Raw genomic sequence first — 21,674 nt, 5'->3', positions numbered from 1 at the left:
TTTATCCAAAATGCTTGACAAGGGCTGCTTTCATACCCAAAGCCAATATGTCCTTCACACACTGGCTCACATAGTCAAGACTTCCTTTCATCTGTGTAAAATCATATTCCCAGTGATCCTTCATCATCATGACCTCATTCACCAGGGCATCAACATCAGGCTGCTTCCATAAATGTGCCCACATCTCAATAAATGCCGGATCATCCATCACCAAAGAGCTTCCATCCTCTTTCTTTAATGAATACATCACAAACAAAGAAGCCAATGAGAAGAGTGAACGCTTTGGCAGCTTACCAGTCTGTTCATAATAACCGATGGCACTTGGCAGCACACGTGTCTTATACTTTGTCATGGAATTCAATGAAATCGTCAATAATTCATGATAGATCGTCGGATTCATGAAACGCTCCATCACATCGTTTGTAAACTGTTCCTTTTCACTTTGAGGCAGATCGATCGTCGGCCAGACCTCTTCTTTTAAGAAAGCAAAAAGCCAATTCTTCAGATATTCATCATTCATCATTTCATTCACGGCACGGACACCATACTGATAAGCAATCGGTACCATGCAGGTATGGGATCCATTTAAGATCTTGACCTTTCTTTCCTTATAAGGACGTACATCATCTGTCACCAGAATATTTAAATTTGTTTTTTCAAACGGCAATACCTTCTTAATCGCAGGATCACCTTCAATGACCCACAAATGGAAAATTTCACCCTTCACTACATTGTTGTCGATATAGCCATCCTCTTTCTGCAAACGCTCGATCTGATCCTTTGGATAACCCGGAACGATACGGTCTACAAGAGTGTTGTAGAACAGGTTAGCTTCATTCAGCCATGTAATAAATGCTTCACTGTAATGACGATCATGGGAAAGCTTATTCAGATATTCCTTTAATGTAGTACCATTATGATCGATCAGTTCACATGGCAGGATATACAAACCGGCTTCCTTAGAACCATCAAAGAAATCATATCGTTTCTTCAAGAAAGTCAAAAGTTTTCCCGGATATGTCGGTGAAGTCTTCATTTCATCCGTATCAGTTGGATCATAGGCAATACCGGCTTCCGTCGTATTTGAAAGAATGATCTTCAGATCACTGCTTTTCGCATAATCCAGATAACGCTCATACTCCTGATAAGGATTGATGAAGTCACTTAAAACATCGATTACCTGTTTATGATGAACCACTTCACCATTGCTGACACCTTCCAGAAGCAATGTATATAAGCCATCCTGCTTTCTAAGCTCTTCAACACGGCCAAAATCCAATGGCTGTACGACACAGACATCCCCATTAAAATCAGCTTTATCATTCATCTCCTGAATAAACCAGTCAATAAAGGCACGCAGGAAGTTTCCTTCTCCAAACTGCAGCACTTTGACTGGACGATCTTTCTTTGGGTGTATTTTTGCACTTAATATTTCCATAATTACCTCCATATCCAATATTTCATGTTCATTCTATCAAAAAAGCCTCATGCTTACACAAGAGAAACATAGTTTTAATGTGGTAATTTTTGGTTTATTTAGTCATGAAACGATATATAAATTTATAATGGGAAGTAACCGCTACGATTCCCATCAGCTCTTCCAACAGGATCTTTTTATAAACCTTATGTTCACCCAATACCTTTAATTTCTGACAGATATATTTTTCTCTATCCGCATCATGGGCATCCATCGTATCATATTTCAACCGGAAATAAGACAAAACAGCTTTCCCCCTTTCATCCTGTTCATCCGTCAAATTCATATCAAACAAATAATGCATCAGCAATTCCTTTTGATTACTTTTCTCCAATACATGCAGCAATAAAAGCCACGCTTCTTTCAAAAGCGACAGATTGATAGAAACCACCTCAAAAAGATAATGGATACAGGCATCTGTATCATTGGATTGATAAGCGAATAAAGCACAATCTATATAAATAGAAGCCCTTAAAGGATCACAGATATCCCGATGAAGAAGACACAGACAATTTTTCATCGTCTTATACGCTAAAACGATATCATTGCCGCTTGCTTCAATTTCAGCAATACGTCTGAAAAGCAATATTTTCTGTAAATCTGTAAGCTCTTCTTTTTTATTTAGGATCTTTTGAAGCTGATGATGGCTGTAAAGCAAGGATGAAACAGAAATGATATGAGAAAGGTGAAAATCAAAGAAAAGAGGCTCATGTTCATAGACAAGACTTTCATGAATCAGTGATCTATCTACATTCTTTCTTATCTTCGGATGCATGAAAAGAAAAAATAAAAGTTTGCGGTCTTCTTCTAAGAGAACATCCTTTAAACAATAAAAAACATCCATCTTTTCCTGACTTGGCACTTGATCATATAAAAGTAAGGTCAAAATGCTTTGATATAGCCATGCTCTTTCACTGACATATAAAATATGATGAGTGAAATCCTCATCTATCTTTTCCAATAAGATTTCCATGTTTCCCTTGGAACCCTCAAGGATTGCATGAACCAGCTTTTGCCGGTAATTATCTAATTTATATAAAAGCTTTACTTCAAAGGGATAGCTGACATCAAGAGATTGACATAATGATATATAAAACTGATTTCTTTTAGGAATATGACCATTTTCAATTCGTATAAGTGTTTTAGGTGAACATAAAGAATCATTGGACGTTGATAACAGCTCATTCCGTGAAATATGCTTTTTCCGGCGGTAATGACCGATCAGCAGACCAATGATCCTCTTTTCATCATTTGATACCATGTTTATTTATATTTATAAGAAACCATACGGATATTATCATAGATATAGTTAGCTAATTCAATTCTCTGTGCAGCACTCATTTCTTTTACATTCACAAAAGGTGAAATATAATCAGAAAGCTGTTCGATAAATTTGTCAGCTTCAATATTATTTAACGTATAATGATCTAAAGTATCAATGATGCCGGCTTCTTCTAAAAGCTGTTTCAAAGTCATACCAAGACCGACAGCTAAGATATTCAGAATATCAATACTGACCGTTTTAGGTACTTTATTTTTGATCTTACCAATGTAATCGGCACTGATCTGATTGTTGCAGCGTTCTGCCAGCGCTTGGTTTGTAAGACCTTGCTTACGGCACTCTGCCATTAAAAATTCACTTAATTGTCGAATCATAACATCACCTGTTTCTATTATAAATTCTATTATTCCCGATAGATGAATAACATATTCATCAAAACAGGATTGTAGTATTGAAAAAGCGTGAAATCTGACCAAATCCATGCACACCGTCCCACTCATGCAACTTTTTGACGAAAATCGGAAAAATCGCTTTTTAAACATAATTTTCGTGTAAAATATTAAGAAAGGAGGGAAATGATGGGAAAACGAACTTTTGTATTAAGTGCTTTATCATTCATGATGTGCTGTGCAAACATTCAGGCAGCAGAAAATAAAGGTGATGCTGTCTGCTGCTGCGATAAGGATGAAGAGAAACAATGGAAATATGCTTGTGAAGAAGAGAGGACAAATCAGCCGCGTGTCATTTGTTCACCTGAATGCTGGGGCATATAAGAAAAAGCATGCAGAGGATCGCTTTATGAAGGAGGAAGCATATGAAAAAACATTCTTTATATGAAATAAAAAATAAATATGGACATAGTACCAGATACTTTGCCCATATGTATAAAAAATTAAATCATTCGCTCTTACATCAATTGTTATTGTTTATCTTGATCTTTTATGATTAATAGGAACTTTGTTGAAGAAAGATATAAAGATTTTTATAATCACGGGTATGAGCTGCGTGAGCCATCATCTCCTCAGTGAGTATTTCCTGATAAAGATCACAATAACTACAAAGTATCATCAGCTTACTCAAGATCAGATCTGTAAGCAAACGATGCTTTTGAACACTTGAAAAAGAATGCAGGTGTTTGATCTGATAATATTGAAAGAGCTTGGATACGATATCGTTATGAAAATGAAAAGCTTTTGCTTCTTGTAAAATCTTTTTTAAGAGAGCATGCTTATTTGTTTTCTCAAGAGCACTGAATAAAAGCAAATAATTATAATTGAGATGTTCATGAGAAGAAAAATAACATATAAGGGCATGTTGAATGGCTTGCTCATATTGTTTCATGGCGTAACAGATAATGGCCGCCCGCATATGCAGGCTAAAAAGAAGCTGGCCCGGATAATCATGATTTGATTCAAGAAGCGTGGTGATCCTGCTGATCATTTTATAAGCAGATTCAATATCATTCATATTTAACTGCATCATAGCCATAACATTATAAAAAGTGATCTTTTGATAATCTGTGATCCGGTTTTCTATCTGGACATAAAGCTGCTTGATCTTCTCATAAGCCTTAAAAAGCGAAAAGCACTGACTGATATAAAGCAGTTGATTTTTGATAAATAAAGGATCAGGACAAAAAGAAAGGCAGCTTTTTTCAATCTGTTTACGGTCCAAATAAGGGGCCACATGACATATCTGATACAAAAAATAATAGATCAGCTTTTGATCTTTCCGCCGGACCATATCCTTTAGCGCACAATATAAATCAATCGTTGAACGAGATGGCAGCTTTTCATTTAAATGATAATCCAGAATATCATGAAACAGGCCCAGCATTTCTTTAAAATAAATGACATTATTCAATAAATAAAGACAACTGCTTATTTCATGAAGAAGCTCTTCCATCAAAGATCTTGAAAAAACATTCAAAGAAGAAATCAATCGTCCACGATAATGCATAAGCTGCATCAGATCCTTTTCTTCAAGACAAAAATGCAGATTCAGTCCAACAGCAAGATAATCATAATAATGATCACTTACAACGATCCCTTCTTCAATTTTTCTGAGTGTCTTTAAGGAACAAATCTGTTTATTATTTGAAATTTGAATGATTTCGATCCTATGGATATTCTTTTTTAATCGATAATACTTTATAAGCTTTCCAATAATTTTCTTTTCATAATGCATGTTTCCCATGTCATCATTATAAAAGATATGAATGAAAACTATCAATAAGATGTGCATGATTTGATGGATTAAAATACAATATGATATCGAAAATAGGAAAGTTGCCAGTAAAAAATCATTGCTGTATAATCATATAAAATGGAAAGTAGGGATAGAATGTTATTAACTGAAACAGAAAAGAAAAGATTGGGGAAACTTTTTAATTATTATCGTATCAGTAAAGGGAAAAGTATCAAAGAAATAGAAATAGAAGAATTATCCGCTTATTCTACTTTTCATTATGCAACAAAAGGGAAAATCATAAAAAATGATGAATTTTATTTCAATTATCTTAATTATTTTGGAATAAACTTTCATAGAAAAGAAAATTTTGAAGAATGGCTCAGTGATTATTTGATACGTTTAGTACATGTCTTTGAATATTATGAAGAAGATCATTTTGATGAGTTGTATCAGGAAACGATTCAAGAACTTGCACCTTATAAAGATTCCGCTATCTTTCATGAATATATGCATGTATTTGAGTATCTGTTTAATTATTACCGAAAGAATACGTATATGCGTTTAGAAGAAGTCAATGATTGTCTAGTCATGATTAAAACAGATATCATAGAAGATGAATTAAAGATATTACTTTTAGATCTAATGTTTCGTTCAAATAATGATTTTATAGGAAGTTATGAGTTGGCAGATAAGATTATCTTATATATTCAGAAATTTGAAAATCATCCGATGATGAAATATCAACTGGCTTTTTATAATAAATATAAATGCTATTTCCTTAAAGCGTTAGAATTATTTAAAGAAAGTTTAAATATGTTTAAAGAGCAACAAAATTATTACTGGCAGATTAAATGTAGATTAAGTATTTATGGCATTTATCGAAACACCGATGATTCTTTAGCACAGGAGGAGGCTGAAAAGCTTTTAGAAATGAAAAAAGATCTCGATATACCTAATGTTTTAAAGAAAAATATGAATTATAGTATTGGTATGAATAATTACTTAAATAAAAGATATGATACCGCTTATGAATTATTTATGGAAAATATTGAAAACTATCAGTCTTTAAATGAGCTATTATTTGTATGTAGTATCTGTTCGCATAAACAAATGGATTATCCAAAAGAATTATGTGAAGAAAATATAAATACAAGATATGATGCGGATTATTTAAGATATTTTTTAATGGTAAAAAAAGGTGCAAGCGATGATGAATTAGTGGAATATATTATGAAGTGTGTGATTCCAAATCAGTTAAAATATCAGAAATATTTTCACCCCTTTTGGTCTTTGATGGAATATGAGATAGAGAAGATTTCTTTAAGAAATACAAAGCATAAAAAAAGCTATTTGAAGTTTCATCAAAAAATGAATAAATATATAAAGAATGCCTAAAACAGGGTATTCTTATTTTTTTATTCTTATTATTGAAATCGTTTACAATTTAATTTACAATAATAGTAAAGAAAGGGGATCAGTGGCATATAAATTATGACAAAAGTATGGCTTCGTCATTTTCTAAAAACACTCGTATTGTTTCTTATTTTATCCGCAATCATGTTTTACACACAGACTAAAGATTATTTGATTGCCGATTTGGTGAGCCAACACCGGAACAGCTTTATTTTGTGAATGAATTAAATAATACAAATGAAATATATTACGCAATGTGTACGCCTTTAGAAACAACTTTTATGTGGGGAATGGGGTTATGGCAGATTCTGATTCCTCTCATATCTACCTATTCAGTATTTTCATTTCTTGTATATAAAGATAAAGTAATGCATTTTACTTCAGTAAGGAAAAATAAATATTCAAAAGAATTGATAAAAAATATAATATTAACCGCTTTGATTGGAGCTTTGGCTGTTTACATAGGATATGTCATCGTATTTGAATGGGCAGCTGCATATTTTCCATCAAGAAGTTTGCTTGGTGAAGAAATTATTGGCGGATATACGATGTTTGCCGATATATTTGGCAGAGCAACACTGATTGAACATTATCGGCTCTATTATTTAGTAGAAGGACTGGTATCATATTTTTTGATATCTTTGGAATTTGGATTGTTGACGATTTATGTATCACTGCGGACAGATAAGAAATATTTGATCGTACTGATTCCATTTCTCTTTTATGTAATCAGTGCTTTGATGGGATCAGGGGAGTTGGATTATTATTCAGTATTAGCTTATACAGCCCCGTCTACTTATCAGTATATAATGACAACGTATATGGTATGTTATCATGTAATTGTTTTAGTAATAATAGGTGGAATAATTTATTATTATATTAGGAAAAATAAGGAAAGAATCATATAGACTGACTGATTTATTGTCATGAAAGATAATAATTCTTAAACGGCTCTACTAATGTATTATTACGAGGTTCTATTTTAGAAGGTAACGGATTTTTGATGATTTCTGGAAGATTCAATCTATAAAAACAAATAGATTGTGTGGAAGAATTGAGAGGTGTGAAAATGAAAAAAAATAGAATATCATTACCTATAATTTCTGGCTCATTTTTAACAAATGTGGAAGCAAATACAAAGACGCGGACTGGTAAAACAATAACTTATTCAGGTACAACAGTTGTTACAGGTTTAACAATACCATCCATATCTACAAGTAGCGGAATAATTCCTAACTGCCTAGAAAATGTAAAATCAAAAATTTCAGGATTCAGGTTTGCTTTCTAATGGATCTATAAAACTATGAAAAGAATATGGATTCGCTACTTTATAAAAACTGTCATACTATTTATTGTTTTATCAGCAATTATGTTTTATACCCAAGAAGGAGATTCTTTAAGGGCCAGATTTGGGGAGCCAACACCGGAACAGCTTTATTTTGTGAACGAGTTAAACAATACGAATGAAATATATTACGCAATGTGTACGCCTTTAGAAACAACTTTGATGTGGGGTATGGGGTTGTGGCAGATTCTGATTCCTCTCATATCAACTTATTCAGTATTTTCATTTCTTGTTTATAAAGATAAAGTGATGCATTTTACGGCAATAAGAAAAAATAAATATTCAAGAGAATTGATAAAAAATATAATATTGACCGCCTTGATTGGCGCTTTGGCTGTTTACATAGGATATGTCATCGTATTTGAATGGGCAGCTGCCTATTTCCCGTCAAGAAGTTTGCTTGGTGAAGAAATCATTGGCGGTTATACAATGTTTGCGGATATATTTGACAGAGAAACACTGATTGAACACTATCATTTGTATTATTTGGCCGAAGGATTTGTATCATATTTTTTGATTGCTTTGGAGTTTGGCTTATTGACGATATATGTATCATTAAGAACAGATAAGAAGTATTTGATCGTACTGATTCCATTTCTCTTTTATGTAATCAGTGCTTTGATGGGATCAGGGGAGTTGGATTATTATTCAGTATTAGCTTATACAGCCCCGTCTACTTATCAGTATATAATGACAACGTATATGGTATGTTATCATGTAATTGTTTTAGTAATAATAGGTGGAATAATTTATTACTATATTAAGAAAAATAAGGAAAGAATCATGTAAAAATGATCTAACTGAATAATTTTACGAAGAATTTATTGTATGTGAATTGTATAAAAAGTTATTTAAATATATATTGAGAACCAATTTGATGGAAAGAAGGTAATTGTAATGAATAAAGTAAAAATAATTTTATGTAATGTTATTTATAGCTATATTGATTCTGAAAGCGTATTTGGTGTATGGATATGTTAAATATTATTAAAAAGAAAATTTCACTTTATTTTAATTACATAACAATTGCAATTATTATTCTTTTTTCATTCTTTTTGTATTTTGATATTTCAAGGGTTTTAGGATATTTTAACGGGGTCATGCATTATAGCATAGGTAGTAACTTTCAGCCTCTTTTAATTATTTATTTAGGTGAATTTGTATTATTGTTTTTTAATCAGGAACCTATGGAAATGATGGTTACAAGATATACTCTTTGGTTAGATTATGTCGTTGATAGAATTTGTCGTAATATGGTTTTGGTTCTGGCTTATTTAGTTCCTATCTGTTTTGTTCTTTTTACAACACATATGTGTAATTTATTTGAAGTGATACAAGTTTATTGCTATCAGTGTTTTACAGCTCTGTTGTTTATTTTTATAATAATATATTTTGAAAAGATTGGCAAAAAGGATTGGTCTTATATTTTTTTTCCAATAGTATTATGTTCCTCAATTATGACGAATAATGACTTTCTTCAATCAATAAATATATTTTATGGTATATATCCGAGCGGTCCGGATATGCAGCTGTCACACTTTGTTATTTACTTGTTGCTGTATGTATTGATTTATTGGTTGATAGTAAAGGGAAAAGAGATTGTTCATGATGAAGACGATTAAATTAGTTTTGATTCAAATTTTATATATTTCTATATTTTTACTTATTTTATGTGAGTCGCAGTTACAAAATTATTATTTTCAAGGAAATGAATTATCTGAAATATTGAAAGCTGCTTCTTTTCAGTTTACAAATAATCCAATGGCTCAAATTCGTCTGTTTATATTCTATTCATTATTATTTACGCTTATAAGCATTAATATGGTAGTACAGGCATCCGATGAATATGGGCTGGATAGTTTTATAATATATCGCTTTCAAAATAAGAAAAACTATATTGAATATGAATTAAAAAAAATCGTAAAAAAAGGTATCGAACAATTTATACTGATATTTCTATCTATTCTTCTTGCCAGCTTGATTTTTGTGTTTTTAATCAGAAACTATAACTTTTCATTTACAAGCTTTATCATGCTTTTTATATTTAGTGTTAAATATGGATGTATATATGCTTCTATGTCAATATTGGCAAAGATACTTCTAACTCGATTTAATGTTAATGTTATTACAGTGGTTATTTTGATCATTTATATCTTTATAATAATGTTAGATATTAATTTTCATTTTTTAGATTTAATATTCTTTTCAAATTCAATGATGGGCATGATACAAAATATCATTTGTTTGATTATTTGCAGTGTGATCTATTATCTTATCTTAAAATATAGAAAGGAAATAGTGTAGAGGTACATATTATGAGTATTGAATTAGTCAAAGTTACAAAAGGATTTAAAAATAAACCTTTATTTCATGATTTCAGTTATACGTTTGAAAAAGGGAAAACTTATGTTATCCTGGGAGATAATGGTGTAGGAAAGAGCGTATTGTTACGAATGATTTGTGGTTTTTCATTATGTGATTCGGGAAAAATATTGATTGACGGCAAGCAATTGGGAAAGGAATATGATTTTATTCAAAATGCTGGAGTTTGTATCAATAATCCTGATTTTGTTCCATATTTAAGTGGAATAAAAAATCTGGAAATAATTGCATCTATAAAAAAGATATGTGGTAAAGAAGATTTATATAAATGGGCGGATATCTTTGAAATGAAGGGTGAAATTGATCGTACCTATCGTAAATATTCGATGGGTACAAAGCAAAAATTACGGTTAATTCAGGCATTTATGGAAGATCCTGAGTATATTATTTTGGATGAGCCTTTTAATGGGTTGGATCACAGCGTGAAGAAAAAATTGATTGAGATTATTCGAAATGAGCAGAAAAAAGGGAAAACGATGATTCTTACAAGCCATTATCTTGAAGAGGTTTCACAGTTTGATTGTGAAATTTTAGAATTAACCAAAAACCATTTAGAAAAAGTGATGCATAATGAGAATTAAATAAAGATAGATGAGTCAGTTTTATGTAAGATATTTTAGATGAACATGTATTGAAAGAAATGGAGGATAGAAGGTTGATAGGTAATAGTAGTTTTATATTGAGAAATAAATGCAAGAAGATAAAAAAATATGGAATGATATTGCTTGGTTTTTTACTTCTGGCTTGTACGCCTAAACAACTAAAGCTTATTGACAATAATAATCCAGACTTGACAGAAAGCATGAAAAATTTCTTTCAGGCTGATGCAGATACTTATGTAAAGGGAGAACATTTTCAAGTAAAAATATTAAATGTTTCAAAAGTTTTTTATGATGACCCTTACCCTTATTATGGTGAATCTTATATTTATCGTTATCAGATTGTTATAGCGCCACTTTATGAAGAAATGATTCATATTAAAAAATTTTCTTTTTCACTTGATCAAAAACTTGTTGATTATTATAAACAAGAGCCGGGTTATATGACATTTGATAGTTTTATTATTCCATATTTTGAAGACTTTGAAATACCGGTAAAATATGATTCTAATGAATTTGTAGCATATTATTTTGATAAGACATTAGGAAATATGGGAAATGCCAGAGTGAAGAATAATTTTAGTGAAGAAGAATATGAGAAAGGTATGTCAACGCTTTACGTTACGATTGTTTGCAGTAATATGGAAGAAACGATACCAGTAGAGTATGTAGGACAGATCCATACTTATGATCGTTATGAAGATATACCGGAGGATCGGGAAGATTTAAAAGCTTTGTATCTGGATGGCAGTTGCAGAGAAACAGCAGGTCCTTATGAAAAAGAGATATTTGATGATTGATCACATTTCCTGAATTTTTTTGCGGAAACAACCGGTTTTACAAGTGCCAAGTCTGAAATATTACCTAAAAAAATAAGCAAAGACCAATCTTTATAAGTACCTATCATGACTTATTTGATTCCTGCTGATATTTATGAAAATTAGGAAATACCAAAAACGTTAAAGATAACGGTATATTTAAATGATCAGCTATTTGCGGAAGAAGACTTGGATGTGATCATACAAAATGTATGATAAGTATTTAGAGATTATGAGTGTAAACGAATTGATATAGTAGTATCTATTTTGATGGTTTCGTATCGGATAATATAAGGAGATCATATGAAAGAGAAATTAAGACAATCATTGGTATTTCGGTTATTTATTGTTGTGGCAGACTGCCTATTGCTGATCAGTGTCGTTGGTGTTATTCAGATGATAAGGTGGAGGGAACCTGACAGAGGAACAATTTTTGATAATTATACATATGCTAATTGTGCAAAATTTGAATATATTGAAGAAGAAAATGAAAAATATTTATATGTGGATAACGGAGCAACAGGTAATCCATTATTAACTTATTTTTATGGCTTAAAATTTAGTAAGACCGATGAAGAAGCGAATGATCAGTGGCTTTATAAAATTACATATAATTGGAATGAGTATTGTGACAACTGTGAGGAAACAATTGTGCTGTTGAGTGAAGATGGTTTAAGTGTCAATGGTTTCAAATATGTTCCTGAAAGCTCTGATCCTGAGGAATATTATCAGCTTGTGCTCGATCAGATCGCTTATCTGTACGAAGAATATGGTGAATGCAAAGAAGATGTAGAATAGGTCAGGTGAGTGTATGAAGAAAATAATATGTGTAGTATGGATGATCTTTGCTCTTATCGTTGCCGGGTGCTCACAGGCTCAGGATAAGTTTCCGGAAGATTCTTTTTATAGCGCTTTAGGTGTTAAATTTGAATATGTCGATGATGACGGGTATATATTTGTCAATCGGGCAAATGGTTATCCTATGATCATGTTCTTTCCTAATGTTTCCCGTAATATAGAAAAAACGGATGAAGCATTTGAAGGAGATTGGATATATCGACTGACTTACAATTGGAATGGTTATTGTGTGGGATGTGAAGAAACGATCGTATTGGTTAATGAATCCGGTGTAAGCATTGATGGTGTCAAGTATGTTCCTAATGAAGATGCAAATGAAAATTACATGGATCGTTTATTGGAGAAACTGGATATGATGTATGAATATTTTGATGCTTATAAAGTGTCAGATTGAGCTTTAAAATGATGAATATTAAATATAGCTCCTGTTTGTTTGGCAAGCAGGAGTTTTCTGTTGTGATTTTTTATAAAAGTTTGATTATAAATTTTTTTATTGCCGGGAATCTTCCGGCATAAAATGAGGAAGGTCATATCAAATGTACAGGCATTATTTTGGAGATTGTAAAATAAAAATTGAAATTATTTATCAAAATATTTTAATTATAATTAAAATTTTATTTCATTTCAGATTGAAACATGTTATACTATACATGTTAAGAAAGCGGTTTCTAGGAGGGCTCGAATGAAATTTAAATGTGAAGAGAGAAAAATCTTGTGGGGTGGCGCAACAGCCGCAAGTCAATATGAAGGAGGATGGAATGAAGGTGGAAAGGGTATTGATACCCAAGATTGCAGACCTTATATGAAGAGAACATCAAATGCAACGACGAATACCCGTTTATTAACGAAAGATATCGTTGAGCAGGCAAAGATGTCTAAAGACGGTTATTATCCGTTCCGTAAAGGATCAGACGGATATCATCGTATGGAAGAAGATATTGCATTATTGAAAGAACTGGGCATTGATATTTATCGTTTTTCTATAAGCTGGGCCCGTTTATTTCCAAAGGGTGATGAACAAGAACCGAATCAGGAAGGGATCCATTATTATGACAAAATTATAAAAAAACTGCATGATGCAGGTATAAAGATATTTTTGACCATGAATCATTATGCAATTCCTCTACACTTGGTAGAAGCATATGGTGGTTGGACAAATCGAAAGCTTATTGATTTTTATGTAAGGTTTGCAAGGGTCGTATTTGAAAATTGGGGTGAATATATTGATTATTATCTGCCATTTAATGAAATTAATGCTGGTTATTTTTCACCTTATAACGGTGTAGGACTATTGAAACCTGTGGAGGGGGATTATGATCAATCTCTTGTTTTTAAGTCGTTACATCATCAATTTGTTGCTAGTGCAAAAGTTATTGAACTTGGTCATTCTATGGTCAAAGGGAAATTTGGCTGTATGATTGCTTGCTTTTGTTACTATCCTTATTCATGTAGTCCTGAGGATAATATGAAGATGGTTACTGAAGAAAATACAAATACTTGGTTTTGCGCAGATGTGTTAGCAAGAGGTAAATATCCGTCTTATATGACACGATTTTTCGAGGAACGTGGTATTGAATTTGAGATAACAAAAGAAGATGAAGACGTTTTATTTAAAAATACTGCTGATTTTGTTTCCTTTTCTTATTATCAATCTTCAGTTGTTTCTTGTGAGGAAAAAGAAAAAACAGCCGGAAACTTGGTAGTAAGTACAAAAAATCCTTATTTAAAAGCCACTGAATGGGGTTGGCAGATTGATCCCATCGGTTTGAGAGTCACATTAAATAAAGTATATGATCGATATCAAAAACCTGTCTTCATTTCAGAAAATGGATTGGGAAGCAGAGATGTTTTGGAACCAGATCTAACGATTCATGATGAATATAGAATCAGATATCTTAAAGAACATTTTGAACAAATCGAAGAAGCTATTCAAGATGGCGTGGATTTAATCGGATATATAATGTGGGGAATCATAGATATCGTATCTGCAGGAAGCTGTGAAATGGAAAAACGTTATGGTGTCGTTTATGTAGATGCGGATAATTTTGGAAATGGAACATATAATCGTTATAAGAAAGACAGTTTTACATGGTATCAGAATTTTATTAGAGAGAAGAGGAAAAGTGTACATGGAAAATAAAAGTTTGGCAGGGTTGATTACAGAACAGCAAAATCCGGATACAGTTGATATAGACAGCTGCTCAACTGAAGAAATTCTTATAAAAATAAATAATGAGGATCAAAAGGTTGCAGATGCTGTAAGAGAGCAGATTCCGGCAATAACAGCTTTAGTAGATGCGGCCTATGCAGCAGTAAAAAATGGCGGACGTATCATTTACATAGGAGCTGGTACTTCAGGGCGTTTAGGTATTTTAGATGCTTCTGAATGTCCCCCTACTTATGGGGTTTCAGCAGATTTGGTGCAGGGAATTATTGCCGGAGGAGAAAAAGCTATCTTTGCAGCACAAGAAGGAGCAGAAGATTCATTTGATCAATGCATCAAAGACTTGAATGAAAGAAATTTAAGTTCTAAAGATATCGTTATTGGTATTGCCGCAAGCGGGAGAACACCTTATGTCATAGGAGCTTTAAAGTATGCGGCTTCTATTGGCGCAGTAACAGGCAGCATTTGTTGTGTTGAAGATGCGGATATTTCAAAATATGCTGATTTTCCGGTAGAAGTGGTAACAGGTCCGGAAGTAGTAACAGGATCAACGAGAATGAAAGCCGGAACAGCAGAAAAAATGGTTTTAAATATGATATCTACTGCAACGATGATAAAAATGGGAAAAGTTTTTCACAATTATATGGTTGATGTCCAGGCAACGAATGTGAAGCTGGAAAAGCGTGCCAATGGTATGTTGAAAAAACTTTTGAAAATTGATGATGAAGAAGCGAATGATTTATTTGCAGAGAGCGGAAAGAACGTAAAAACTGCCATCATCATGCATATCATGAATATGGATAAGACAAATGCTCAAAAAGTTTTAGAAGAAGCTGACGGGCATATTTCCAAAATAATCAGAACAGGTGTATAAAGGAGGTTTCATTAGAATGGAAAACATGGAATTAATTGTATTTGAATTAGTAAGTAAGGGTGGTAATGCGAAAGGATTGGCTTATGAGGCAATTGCTTGTGCAGAAAAGGGAGAATTTGAGAAAGCCGAAGAATTATTAAATGAGGCCAATGAAAGCCTGGTATCTGCACATAAGGTGCAGACAGAAATGATTCAAGAAGAAGCTGCCGGCAAACATCATGAAGTCACGGTTTTATTTGTTCATGCACAGGATCATTTAATGGCGGCTATTGAAGTTTGTACACTTGCGGAAAATTTGATCCGTATGAATAAACGATTATATGATTTAGAAAATAAGTAGGAATATAAATGAAATATAAAGAAATTAAAATTCAGGATAAAACAATTCGTGGCTTTTTGCATGAAGGAAAAGGTCATGATATCGTTTGTATCATACATGGGTTTATGGGTAATAAAGCGGATCACCACTTTATGCTTCGTACATTTGGAGATGATATTTGTCAGGAAGGCTTTTCAGTATATCGATTTGACTTTTTAGGTTCCGGGGATAGTGATGGTAGTTTTTTGAAGAAGAAAGTATCAAGAGTCAAATTGAGCAATGCCAATATATAGTTCGACAATTTCAGAAGGAAAATTATAAGGTACATTTATTTGCTTTTAGTTTGGGCGGAGTTATCGCCTCTCATGTGGCTAAAAAGATGAATGTAGAATCATTGTTTTTATTATCACCGGCCGGAAATTTTGATGAAATATTATTTCAAATGACACGTGATTCAATGGATGAAAGTAATTTAGAAGTAAATGGATTTAAAATAAATCCAAAGCTGATGGAAGAAAGTAAAAATTTTGAATATTTTAGTGGAATTGACAGGTACCGGGGACCGATAAAAATTGTTCAGGGCACAGAAGATCAATATGTGACAATGGAAAGCCTGGATAATTATAAGAAGGCTTATACAGGAGCTGAAGTGGTTTTAATTCCTGATGCTGATCATTGTTTCAGCAGAATTTCATATACAGAAAGCGTTCGAAAGGAGGTTCATGATTTTTATGGCAGAATTAAAAACTTGGCAAGTAAAGAATAAGGATATGCAGAGAAAATATAGATCCTCTGCAGGTGTGACGGACTATGATATTCCCATTTTCGGATATAAGAGTGCTTTTCTTATTCTTATCGTTACATTTGGATCTTTATTTTTGATACCTCAGGCATGTGAGTGGATGAAGATCGACTATCGTTTGCCTACCGTCTTGTTTGGAGGACTTTTCTCAGGATTTTCGGTAGCTTTTTCTCAGTTTTTCATAGAAAGAAAGACAGGGATATGTAAATCATTTTGGATCGTTGGATTGCTCTTATCTGTATTTATAGCTTTTTTGATCTTTTTGGTTGTATATACAGGTATAATAGCGTAATTGTAAAATAATATTTCAAAAAAAATAAAAAATTAATAAAATATTATTGCAGGAAAGCGATTACAATGCTATAATGAGCATGGTTAGAAAAACAGAAAGGAGATTGTACATGAAAGTATTGTTAGTTTGTTCGCAGGGGATGTCGAGTGCTATTTGTGCAAAAGCATTACAGGAAGCAGCAAAAAAGGATGGAATTGATATGAGTGTTTCTGAATGCAGTACGCAAGCTTTTGCAGAAGAAATTAAGAACGGGTATGCGATTGGGTTAGTTGCTCCGCAAATTCGTCATCGTTACGATGTATTGAAGGCCCAGGCGACTGATGCCGGAGTTCCTTGCGTATTGATCCAGCCACAAGGCTATACGCCATTAGGCGGATCAAAATTATTAGCTCAGATCAAATCTGAGTTAGGCGATTTAAAATAATAAATTGAAAGAGAGGGAAATTAAAGATGTTTGATAAAATCACAAAATTTATGGATGAGAAATTATCAACACCAATGGCCAAGTTAGCAGAGCAGCGTCATTTACGTGCCATTCGTGATGGTATTATTGCTACATTACCGTTAATCATTGTTTCATCAATGTTCATGGTTATTGCTTTCTTGCCAAATTCAATGCCAAGTGATTGGGGGATTACACAGTTTATAGCTGCAAATCAGACGAAGATATTAATGCCATATCGTGTTTCCATGTATATTATGACATTATATGCTGTATTCGGTATTGGTTATTCATTGGCACAGTCCTATGATTTAGACGGTCTGTCAGGAGGAATTCTTTCAGAATTAGCATTCTTGTTAACCATTATTCCTTCATCGATTCCTGCAGTTACAGAAGGAATAAAAACTTTAGCGGCTTCAAATGAAGAATTAGCCAATTTTCTTTCACAAGTACCATCAGGATTTGTATTGCCAATGGGTAATTTAGGTTCTGCCGGAATGTTTATCGGAATTATTGTTTCATTCTTTGCTGTTGAAGTCTTCAGATTTACACAGAAAAGTGGATTCAAAATTTCTATGCCGGCTCAGGTACCGGCTTCAGTTGCCAGATCTTTTGAAGCATTAACGCCAACTGCTATCGTTTTATTAGTTGTCGCAACGATAACGATGTTTATTGGAATTGATGTACATTCTATCGTAGCTACCATTATTTCACCATTAATCAAGGCTTCAGATTCTTTGCCATCTGTATTCTTGATTATCTTCTTAGCACAATTCTTCTGGTCATTTGGTATTCATGGCTGGTCAATCGTAGGTTCATTGGCTCGTCCGTTATGGCTGGTATTATTAGAAGCAAATACGACAGCATTCGTTTCCGGTACAGAGATAACGAATATTGCTGCTGAGCCATTCTATCAGTGGTTTGTCATGATCGGAGGTTCAGGTGCAACATTGGGATTAGCGATCTTATTTGCCTTTAAAGCACGTTCTGCATATGGTAAAGCTTTAGGAAAAACAGCATTGATTCCATCAATATTTAATATCAATGAACCGATGATTTTCGGAGCACCTATCGTATTAAATCCAAGATTGATCATTCCATTTATTATTGCACCGCTCTTAAATAGCTTGATTGCCTGGATCGCAACATCCATGGGACTTGTTAATCGCGTAGTTGCCAGTTCACCTTGGACGCTGCCGGGACCAATTGGAGCATTCCTTGCTTGTGGTAATGATTGGAGAGCTGCTGTATTAAATGTATTGTTGATTATCTTATCGATCATCGTTTATTATCCATTCTTCAGAATGTATGATAACGGATTATATAAAGAAGAATGTCAGGATGTATCAGTAAGTGAGGCTTAACTAAATAGAAATGCTCTGTTAGAATAAAACAGGGCATTTATTGTAAAAGGAGGACATATGAGAAAATTAGGAATATCGATCTATCCGGAAAAATCAGATAAAGAAACGATTCTGTCTTATATTGACAAAGCGGCAGCACGTGGATTTTCAAGAATATTTTCTTGTTTATTATCAGTAGAAAAAAGCAAGGAAGAGATAAAACAGGATTTTAAAGAAATTAATTTATATGCGAAAGAAAAAGGTTTTGAAATTATCGTAGATGTGGCCCCAAGAGTTTTTTCACAACTGGGAATCAGCTATCAGGATTTATCTTTCTTTAAAGAAATCGGAGCTGACGGATTACGTCTGGATGTCGGATTTACAGGAAGCGAAGAATCACTCATGACATTTAATCCATATGGTTTAAAAATCGAAATTAATATGAGCAATGATGTCAGTACCATTGATACGATCATGGATTATCAGCCAAATCGTTATAATTTATATGGTTGTCATAACTTTTACCCACATGCATATTCAGGTCTGGAAATAAATTTCTTTAAAAAATGTACAGAACGATTTAAAAAGCATGGTTTGCATACCGCTGCCTTCGTCACAAGCCAAAATGAAAATACCTTTGGATCATGGCCGGTTACAGAAGGTTTACCAACATTGGAAATGCATAGAAATTTACCTATCGATGTACAGGTTCAGCATTTTATCGCAATGGATTGTGTAGATGATATCATCATTTCTAATTGTTATCCAACAGATGAAGAATTAGACAGTGTGAGTAACTTGGATTTATCTTTGGTCACATTTCATGTAAAGCTGGAAAAGAATGTTCCCGAAACCGAACAAAAAATATTATTTGAAGAATTGCATTTCAATCGGGGTGATAAAAATGAGAACATGATTCGTTCTACGCAAAGCAGAGTGAAATATAAAGGGCATGATTTTGAATTATTTCATCCAAAAGAAATGATTCAAAAAGGAGATATCGTAATTGAAAGCAGTAAATACGGGCATTATGCGGGAGAGCTTCAAATAGCACTGCATGATATGAAAAATACGGGTATGTCGAATGTCGTGGGACATATAAGAGAAAATGAAATATTTTTATTGGATTACATCAAACCATGGCAGAAATTTCGTTTCGCAAAGGATGAAGTATGCGATATTATGTAGGAATTGATGGCGGCGGAACAAAGACAGCTTTTATTTGTTATTCAGAGAAAAATGAAAAAGTATGTGAATTTACGCTTTCCAGCTGTCATGTCCTGCAAGTCGAAGAAAATGAAGCCATACAAATTTTGGTTAGCGGTATAGAGAAAATATGCATGCAGAATAATATTGATATAGATGATGAAGTTTATATTTGTGCCGGATTGGCAGGTTATGGGAAAAATAAGGAAATCAGGGAAAAAATAGAAAGGATATGTGCCAAGAGCTTTCAAGGACATGCTTATATCATAAAAAATGATGCAGAGATTGCTTTGGAAGGAGCATTGAATGGAAAAGATGGGATCTTGTTGATTGCCGGTACAGGGTCTATTGCACTGGCTAAGCATAATGATGAGTATGACCGGTGTGGTGGCTGGGGATTCCAGATCGGAGATGAAGGAAGTGCATATTGGATTGCGAAAAGACTTCTTCAGGAATATTCCATGCAGTGTGACGGACGAAAACCTCAAACAGCACTTATGTCCTATCTTAAGGAAAAATGTGAAATAGATGATGATTATGATATGATAGCTTTCATCTCAAATGTTTTGGAAAATAAGCGTGATAAAATTGCAAATCTCGCAATATATGCATATGAATTGGCAAAAGAGAATGATGCCGCTGCAATTGCAATATATGAAGAAGCGGCAGAACATCTGTATCAAATGATCCATGCGTTGGAATCAGATTTTCCGGAAAATGTATTAGTAAGTTATGCCGGTGGCGTATGGAAAGCGGGTCATTATATTTTAGATCCGTTGAACAAATTATGTGATGAAAAAATAAAGATCATCGCTCCTCTTCACAATCCGGTATATGGAGCATATTTACTTGCAAGAGATGCATTTAAAGAGAAATAAATGAAAAAACAGCCGATATTCTTGCTTATTTAATAATTTAATCTTTCTTTGGCAATCAATTTAATGTTATTATAATATTATAATAAGGAGAGAGAGGTAACAGTGTGAGTTGCATATATAAAATAAAACAAGCATCATCTTCTTTTACTGCCACAGAAAAACGCATAGCAGACTATATATTGAATAATCGAGAACAAGCCCTGACATTTACGACACAAAGGTTAGCAGAAGAAACAGGTACTTCAGCTGCAGCGACAATTCGCTTTGCGCAAAAGCTGGGTTATAAAGGTATTACTGCTATGAAATTAGATTTAGCAAAAGATGAAGATGAAAGTGATGAATTATTTAATGTCTTAATTGAAAAAACTGATTCTGTCGAAGTAATGGTGAAGAAGATCCAAAAGATATCAGAACGTAATATTCAACAGACATACAAGCTCCTTGATATCACAAATTTAAAGAATGCAATAGATAAAGTAAAACATGCCAAGAATATCTATTTGATCGGAGTAGGAGGCAGTGGAATCGTTTGTATGGATTTTATGCAGAAACTGACCCGTATTAATAGAAATGTAATTTATCATGAGGATTTTGATGTGCTTTTAGCCAGATTGGCCCATATCAGCAAAGAAGATATTTTAATAGCCATCAGTTATAGCGGTGAAACCCAGATGGTAAACCTGGCTGTAGATTACGCAAAGGAAAATGAAGTTCCGGTTATAGCGATAACACAGTATAATGTGAAAAGTACGTTATCAAAAAATGCAGATATAAAGCTTTATACACCGATTGAAGAAAAAGAACTGCGCTTAGGTGCAATTTCTTCAAGAAATTCTGCATTGGTATTAACAGATCTGATTTACTATGGAATAGCAAAAGAAAACTTCAATGAAACCAAATCTGCTTTAACAAAGACAAGAAGCCTGATTCATAAATTAAAAAAGAACAAGTAATGGTAGTATTGCAGATTTTTATGTAGGCAATCTTTAT

Annotated in this window: 26 protein-coding genes; 22 read left to right on the top strand and 4 right to left on the bottom strand. The window is 33.2% G+C overall.

Annotation, left to right across the window (positions count from 1 at the left end; genetic code table 11):
* Position 1 precedes the first annotated feature (1 nt).
* From ACZYT3_RS04480 to ACZYT3_RS04470, 3 genes are all read right to left on the bottom strand, one after another.
* Positions 2 to 1,438 carry a tagaturonate reductase gene (locus ACZYT3_RS04480; protein ID WP_464087827.1) on the bottom strand — a complete coding sequence of 479 codons (1,437 nt, stop codon included), beginning with the start codon at positions 1,436 to 1,438 and terminating at the stop codon, positions 2 to 4.
* A gap of 94 nt (positions 1,439 to 1,532) precedes the next feature.
* Complete coding sequence (locus tag ACZYT3_RS04475) at positions 1,533 to 2,738, bottom strand: hypothetical protein (protein WP_464087826.1); 1,206 nt, start codon at positions 2,736 to 2,738, stop codon at positions 1,533 to 1,535.
* Positions 2,739 to 2,740: 2 nt separating this feature from the next.
* Positions 2,741 to 3,133: a helix-turn-helix domain-containing protein gene (locus tag ACZYT3_RS04470; RefSeq protein ID WP_294560852.1), complete on the bottom strand. Its 393-nt coding sequence runs from the start codon at positions 3,131 to 3,133 to the stop codon at positions 2,741 to 2,743.
* Positions 3,134 to 3,337: 204 nt separating this feature from the next.
* Between ACZYT3_RS04470 and ACZYT3_RS04465 the strand changes: the two genes are divergently transcribed.
* On the top strand, positions 3,338 to 3,532 hold the full coding sequence (locus ACZYT3_RS04465) for a hypothetical protein (protein ID WP_464087825.1): 195 nt from the start codon (positions 3,338 to 3,340) through the stop codon (positions 3,530 to 3,532).
* 172 nt (positions 3,533 to 3,704) lie between these two features.
* Here ACZYT3_RS04465 and ACZYT3_RS04460 read toward each other — a convergent pair whose 3' ends face one another.
* Positions 3,705 to 4,946, bottom strand: a complete 1,242-nt coding sequence (locus ACZYT3_RS04460; RefSeq protein ID WP_464087824.1) for a hypothetical protein — start codon at positions 4,944 to 4,946, stop codon at positions 3,705 to 3,707.
* A 156-nt stretch (positions 4,947 to 5,102) separates the two neighbouring features.
* Here ACZYT3_RS04460 and ACZYT3_RS04455 point away from each other — a divergent pair, with 156 nt between their 5' ends.
* The 21 genes from ACZYT3_RS04455 to ACZYT3_RS04355 all read left to right on the top strand — a co-directional run bounded on the left by ACZYT3_RS04455 (position 5,103) and on the right by ACZYT3_RS04355 (position 21,637).
* On the top strand, positions 5,103 to 6,344 hold the full coding sequence (locus tag ACZYT3_RS04455; RefSeq protein ID WP_464087823.1) for a hypothetical protein: 1,242 nt from the start codon (positions 5,103 to 5,105) through the stop codon (positions 6,342 to 6,344).
* Between the two features lie 233 nt (positions 6,345 to 6,577).
* Positions 6,578 to 7,270, top strand: a complete 693-nt coding sequence (locus ACZYT3_RS04450; protein ID WP_464087822.1) for a hypothetical protein — start codon at positions 6,578 to 6,580, stop codon at positions 7,268 to 7,270.
* 161 nt (positions 7,271 to 7,431) lie between these two features.
* On the top strand, positions 7,432 to 7,650 hold the full coding sequence (locus ACZYT3_RS04445) for a hypothetical protein (RefSeq protein ID WP_294561612.1): 219 nt from the start codon (positions 7,432 to 7,434) through the stop codon (positions 7,648 to 7,650).
* Positions 7,651 to 7,665: 15 nt separating this feature from the next.
* Complete coding sequence (locus ACZYT3_RS04440) at positions 7,666 to 8,496, top strand: hypothetical protein (protein WP_464087821.1); 831 nt, start codon at positions 7,666 to 7,668, stop codon at positions 8,494 to 8,496.
* A gap of 185 nt (positions 8,497 to 8,681) precedes the next feature.
* A complete protein-coding gene (locus tag ACZYT3_RS04435) occupies positions 8,682 to 9,329 on the top strand; it encodes a hypothetical protein (protein WP_464087820.1) in 648 nt (215 codons plus the stop codon).
* On the top strand, positions 9,313 to 10,011 hold the full coding sequence (locus tag ACZYT3_RS04430; RefSeq protein ID WP_464087819.1) for a hypothetical protein: 699 nt from the start codon (positions 9,313 to 9,315) through the stop codon (positions 10,009 to 10,011). The genes ACZYT3_RS04435 and ACZYT3_RS04430 overlap by 17 nt, the downstream gene beginning before the upstream one ends.
* Positions 10,012 to 10,022: 11 nt before the next feature.
* Positions 10,023 to 10,670: an ATP-binding cassette domain-containing protein gene (locus tag ACZYT3_RS04425; protein WP_464087818.1), complete on the top strand. Its 648-nt coding sequence runs from the start codon at positions 10,023 to 10,025 to the stop codon at positions 10,668 to 10,670.
* 74 nt (positions 10,671 to 10,744) lie between these two features.
* A complete protein-coding gene (locus ACZYT3_RS04420; protein WP_464087817.1) occupies positions 10,745 to 11,488 on the top strand; it encodes a hypothetical protein in 744 nt (247 codons plus the stop codon).
* Between the two features lie 321 nt (positions 11,489 to 11,809).
* Positions 11,810 to 12,304, top strand: coding sequence for a hypothetical protein (locus ACZYT3_RS04415; protein ID WP_464087816.1), 495 nt, complete (start codon positions 11,810 to 11,812; stop codon positions 12,302 to 12,304).
* Positions 12,305 to 12,317: 13 nt separating this feature from the next.
* Positions 12,318 to 12,758, top strand: a complete 441-nt coding sequence (locus ACZYT3_RS04410) for a hypothetical protein (RefSeq protein ID WP_464087815.1) — start codon at positions 12,318 to 12,320, stop codon at positions 12,756 to 12,758.
* 288 nt (positions 12,759 to 13,046) lie between these two features.
* Positions 13,047 to 14,504, top strand: a complete 1,458-nt coding sequence (locus ACZYT3_RS04405) for a glycoside hydrolase family 1 protein (RefSeq protein ID WP_464087814.1) — start codon at positions 13,047 to 13,049, stop codon at positions 14,502 to 14,504.
* Positions 14,494 to 15,402, top strand: a complete 909-nt coding sequence (gene murQ / locus ACZYT3_RS04400) for an N-acetylmuramic acid 6-phosphate etherase (protein WP_464087813.1) — start codon at positions 14,494 to 14,496, stop codon at positions 15,400 to 15,402. Before ACZYT3_RS04405 ends, murQ begins: the two co-directional genes overlap by 11 nt.
* 16 nt (positions 15,403 to 15,418) lie before the next feature.
* A complete protein-coding gene (locus ACZYT3_RS04395; protein ID WP_294561601.1) occupies positions 15,419 to 15,742 on the top strand; it encodes a PTS lactose/cellobiose transporter subunit IIA in 324 nt (107 codons plus the stop codon).
* A gap of 8 nt (positions 15,743 to 15,750) precedes the next feature.
* On the top strand, positions 15,751 to 16,014 hold the full coding sequence (locus tag ACZYT3_RS04390; protein WP_464087812.1) for a hypothetical protein: 264 nt from the start codon (positions 15,751 to 15,753) through the stop codon (positions 16,012 to 16,014).
* A complete protein-coding gene (locus ACZYT3_RS04385; RefSeq protein ID WP_464087871.1) occupies positions 15,981 to 16,487 on the top strand; it encodes an alpha/beta fold hydrolase in 507 nt (168 codons plus the stop codon). Before ACZYT3_RS04390 ends, ACZYT3_RS04385 begins: the two co-directional genes overlap by 34 nt.
* Positions 16,453 to 16,815 carry a hypothetical protein gene (locus tag ACZYT3_RS04380; RefSeq protein WP_294561599.1) on the top strand — a complete coding sequence of 121 codons (363 nt, stop codon included), beginning with the start codon at positions 16,453 to 16,455 and terminating at the stop codon, positions 16,813 to 16,815. The genes ACZYT3_RS04385 and ACZYT3_RS04380 overlap by 35 nt, the downstream gene beginning before the upstream one ends.
* Positions 16,816 to 16,924: 109 nt before the next feature.
* Positions 16,925 to 17,239 (top strand): PTS sugar transporter subunit IIB, encoded by a 315-nt coding sequence (locus ACZYT3_RS04375; protein ID WP_294561598.1) that lies wholly within the window; start codon positions 16,925 to 16,927, stop codon positions 17,237 to 17,239.
* A gap of 26 nt (positions 17,240 to 17,265) precedes the next feature.
* The gene (locus ACZYT3_RS04370) at positions 17,266 to 18,621 is read left to right on the top strand and encodes a PTS sugar transporter subunit IIC (RefSeq protein WP_294561597.1); all 1,356 of its coding nucleotides are present in this window, start codon (positions 17,266 to 17,268) and stop codon (positions 18,619 to 18,621) included.
* Positions 18,622 to 18,678: 57 nt separating this feature from the next.
* Complete coding sequence (locus ACZYT3_RS04365; RefSeq protein ID WP_464087811.1) at positions 18,679 to 19,788, top strand: DUF871 domain-containing protein; 1,110 nt, start codon at positions 18,679 to 18,681, stop codon at positions 19,786 to 19,788.
* A complete protein-coding gene (locus ACZYT3_RS04360; protein ID WP_464087810.1) occupies positions 19,773 to 20,684 on the top strand; it encodes an N-acetylglucosamine kinase in 912 nt (303 codons plus the stop codon). Before ACZYT3_RS04365 ends, ACZYT3_RS04360 begins: the two co-directional genes overlap by 16 nt.
* Positions 20,685 to 20,788: 104 nt before the next feature.
* Positions 20,789 to 21,637: a MurR/RpiR family transcriptional regulator gene (locus ACZYT3_RS04355; protein ID WP_464087809.1), complete on the top strand. Its 849-nt coding sequence runs from the start codon at positions 20,789 to 20,791 to the stop codon at positions 21,635 to 21,637.
* Positions 21,638 to 21,674 lie beyond the last annotated feature (37 nt).

The sequence above is a fragment of the Traorella sp. mt218 genome, from assembly GCF_055420025.1.
The sequence above is the reverse complement of the archived record's forward strand: the minus strand, read 5'-3'. Positions and strand labels throughout refer to the sequence as shown.

Excerpts from the sequence above, each read along its gene's own strand:
- ACZYT3_RS04380 (WP_294561599.1), top strand. The coding sequence starts at position 16,453 with ATGGCAGAATTAAAAACTTGGCAAGTAAAGAATAAGGATATGCAGAGA.
- ACZYT3_RS04465 (WP_464087825.1), top strand. The coding sequence starts at position 3,338 with ATGGGAAAACGAACTTTTGTATTAAGTGCTTTATCATTCATGATGTGC.
- ACZYT3_RS04440 (WP_464087821.1), top strand. The coding sequence starts at position 7,666 with ATGAAAAGAATATGGATTCGCTACTTTATAAAAACTGTCATACTATTT.
- ACZYT3_RS04395 (WP_294561601.1), top strand. The coding sequence starts at position 15,419 with ATGGAAAACATGGAATTAATTGTATTTGAATTAGTAAGTAAGGGTGGT.
- ACZYT3_RS04370 (WP_294561597.1), top strand. The coding sequence starts at position 17,266 with ATGTTTGATAAAATCACAAAATTTATGGATGAGAAATTATCAACACCA.
- ACZYT3_RS04470 (WP_294560852.1), bottom strand. The coding sequence starts at position 3,133 with ATGATTCGACAATTAAGTGAATTTTTAATGGCAGAGTGCCGTAAGCAA.
- ACZYT3_RS04430 (WP_464087819.1), top strand. The coding sequence starts at position 9,313 with ATGATGAAGACGATTAAATTAGTTTTGATTCAAATTTTATATATTTCT.
- murQ (WP_464087813.1), top strand. The coding sequence starts at position 14,494 with ATGGAAAATAAAAGTTTGGCAGGGTTGATTACAGAACAGCAAAATCCG.
- ACZYT3_RS04480 (WP_464087827.1), bottom strand. The coding sequence starts at position 1,438 with ATGGAAATATTAAGTGCAAAAATACACCCAAAGAAAGATCGTCCAGTC.
- ACZYT3_RS04460 (WP_464087824.1), bottom strand. The coding sequence starts at position 4,946 with ATGCATTATGAAAAGAAAATTATTGGAAAGCTTATAAAGTATTATCGA.
- ACZYT3_RS04435 (WP_464087820.1), top strand. The coding sequence starts at position 8,682 with ATGTTAAATATTATTAAAAAGAAAATTTCACTTTATTTTAATTACATA.
- ACZYT3_RS04405 (WP_464087814.1), top strand. The coding sequence starts at position 13,047 with ATGAAATTTAAATGTGAAGAGAGAAAAATCTTGTGGGGTGGCGCAACA.
- ACZYT3_RS04475 (WP_464087826.1), bottom strand. The coding sequence starts at position 2,738 with ATGGTATCAAATGATGAAAAGAGGATCATTGGTCTGCTGATCGGTCAT.
- ACZYT3_RS04375 (WP_294561598.1), top strand. The coding sequence starts at position 16,925 with ATGAAAGTATTGTTAGTTTGTTCGCAGGGGATGTCGAGTGCTATTTGT.
- ACZYT3_RS04415 (WP_464087816.1), top strand. The coding sequence starts at position 11,810 with ATGAAAGAGAAATTAAGACAATCATTGGTATTTCGGTTATTTATTGTT.
- ACZYT3_RS04410 (WP_464087815.1), top strand. The coding sequence starts at position 12,318 with ATGAAGAAAATAATATGTGTAGTATGGATGATCTTTGCTCTTATCGTT.
- ACZYT3_RS04455 (WP_464087823.1), top strand. The coding sequence starts at position 5,103 with ATGTTATTAACTGAAACAGAAAAGAAAAGATTGGGGAAACTTTTTAAT.
- ACZYT3_RS04365 (WP_464087811.1), top strand. The coding sequence starts at position 18,679 with ATGAGAAAATTAGGAATATCGATCTATCCGGAAAAATCAGATAAAGAA.
- ACZYT3_RS04425 (WP_464087818.1), top strand. The coding sequence starts at position 10,023 with ATGAGTATTGAATTAGTCAAAGTTACAAAAGGATTTAAAAATAAACCT.
- ACZYT3_RS04445 (WP_294561612.1), top strand. The coding sequence starts at position 7,432 with ATGAAAAAAAATAGAATATCATTACCTATAATTTCTGGCTCATTTTTA.
- ACZYT3_RS04360 (WP_464087810.1), top strand. The coding sequence starts at position 19,773 with ATGCGATATTATGTAGGAATTGATGGCGGCGGAACAAAGACAGCTTTT.
- ACZYT3_RS04390 (WP_464087812.1), top strand. The coding sequence starts at position 15,751 with ATGAAATATAAAGAAATTAAAATTCAGGATAAAACAATTCGTGGCTTT.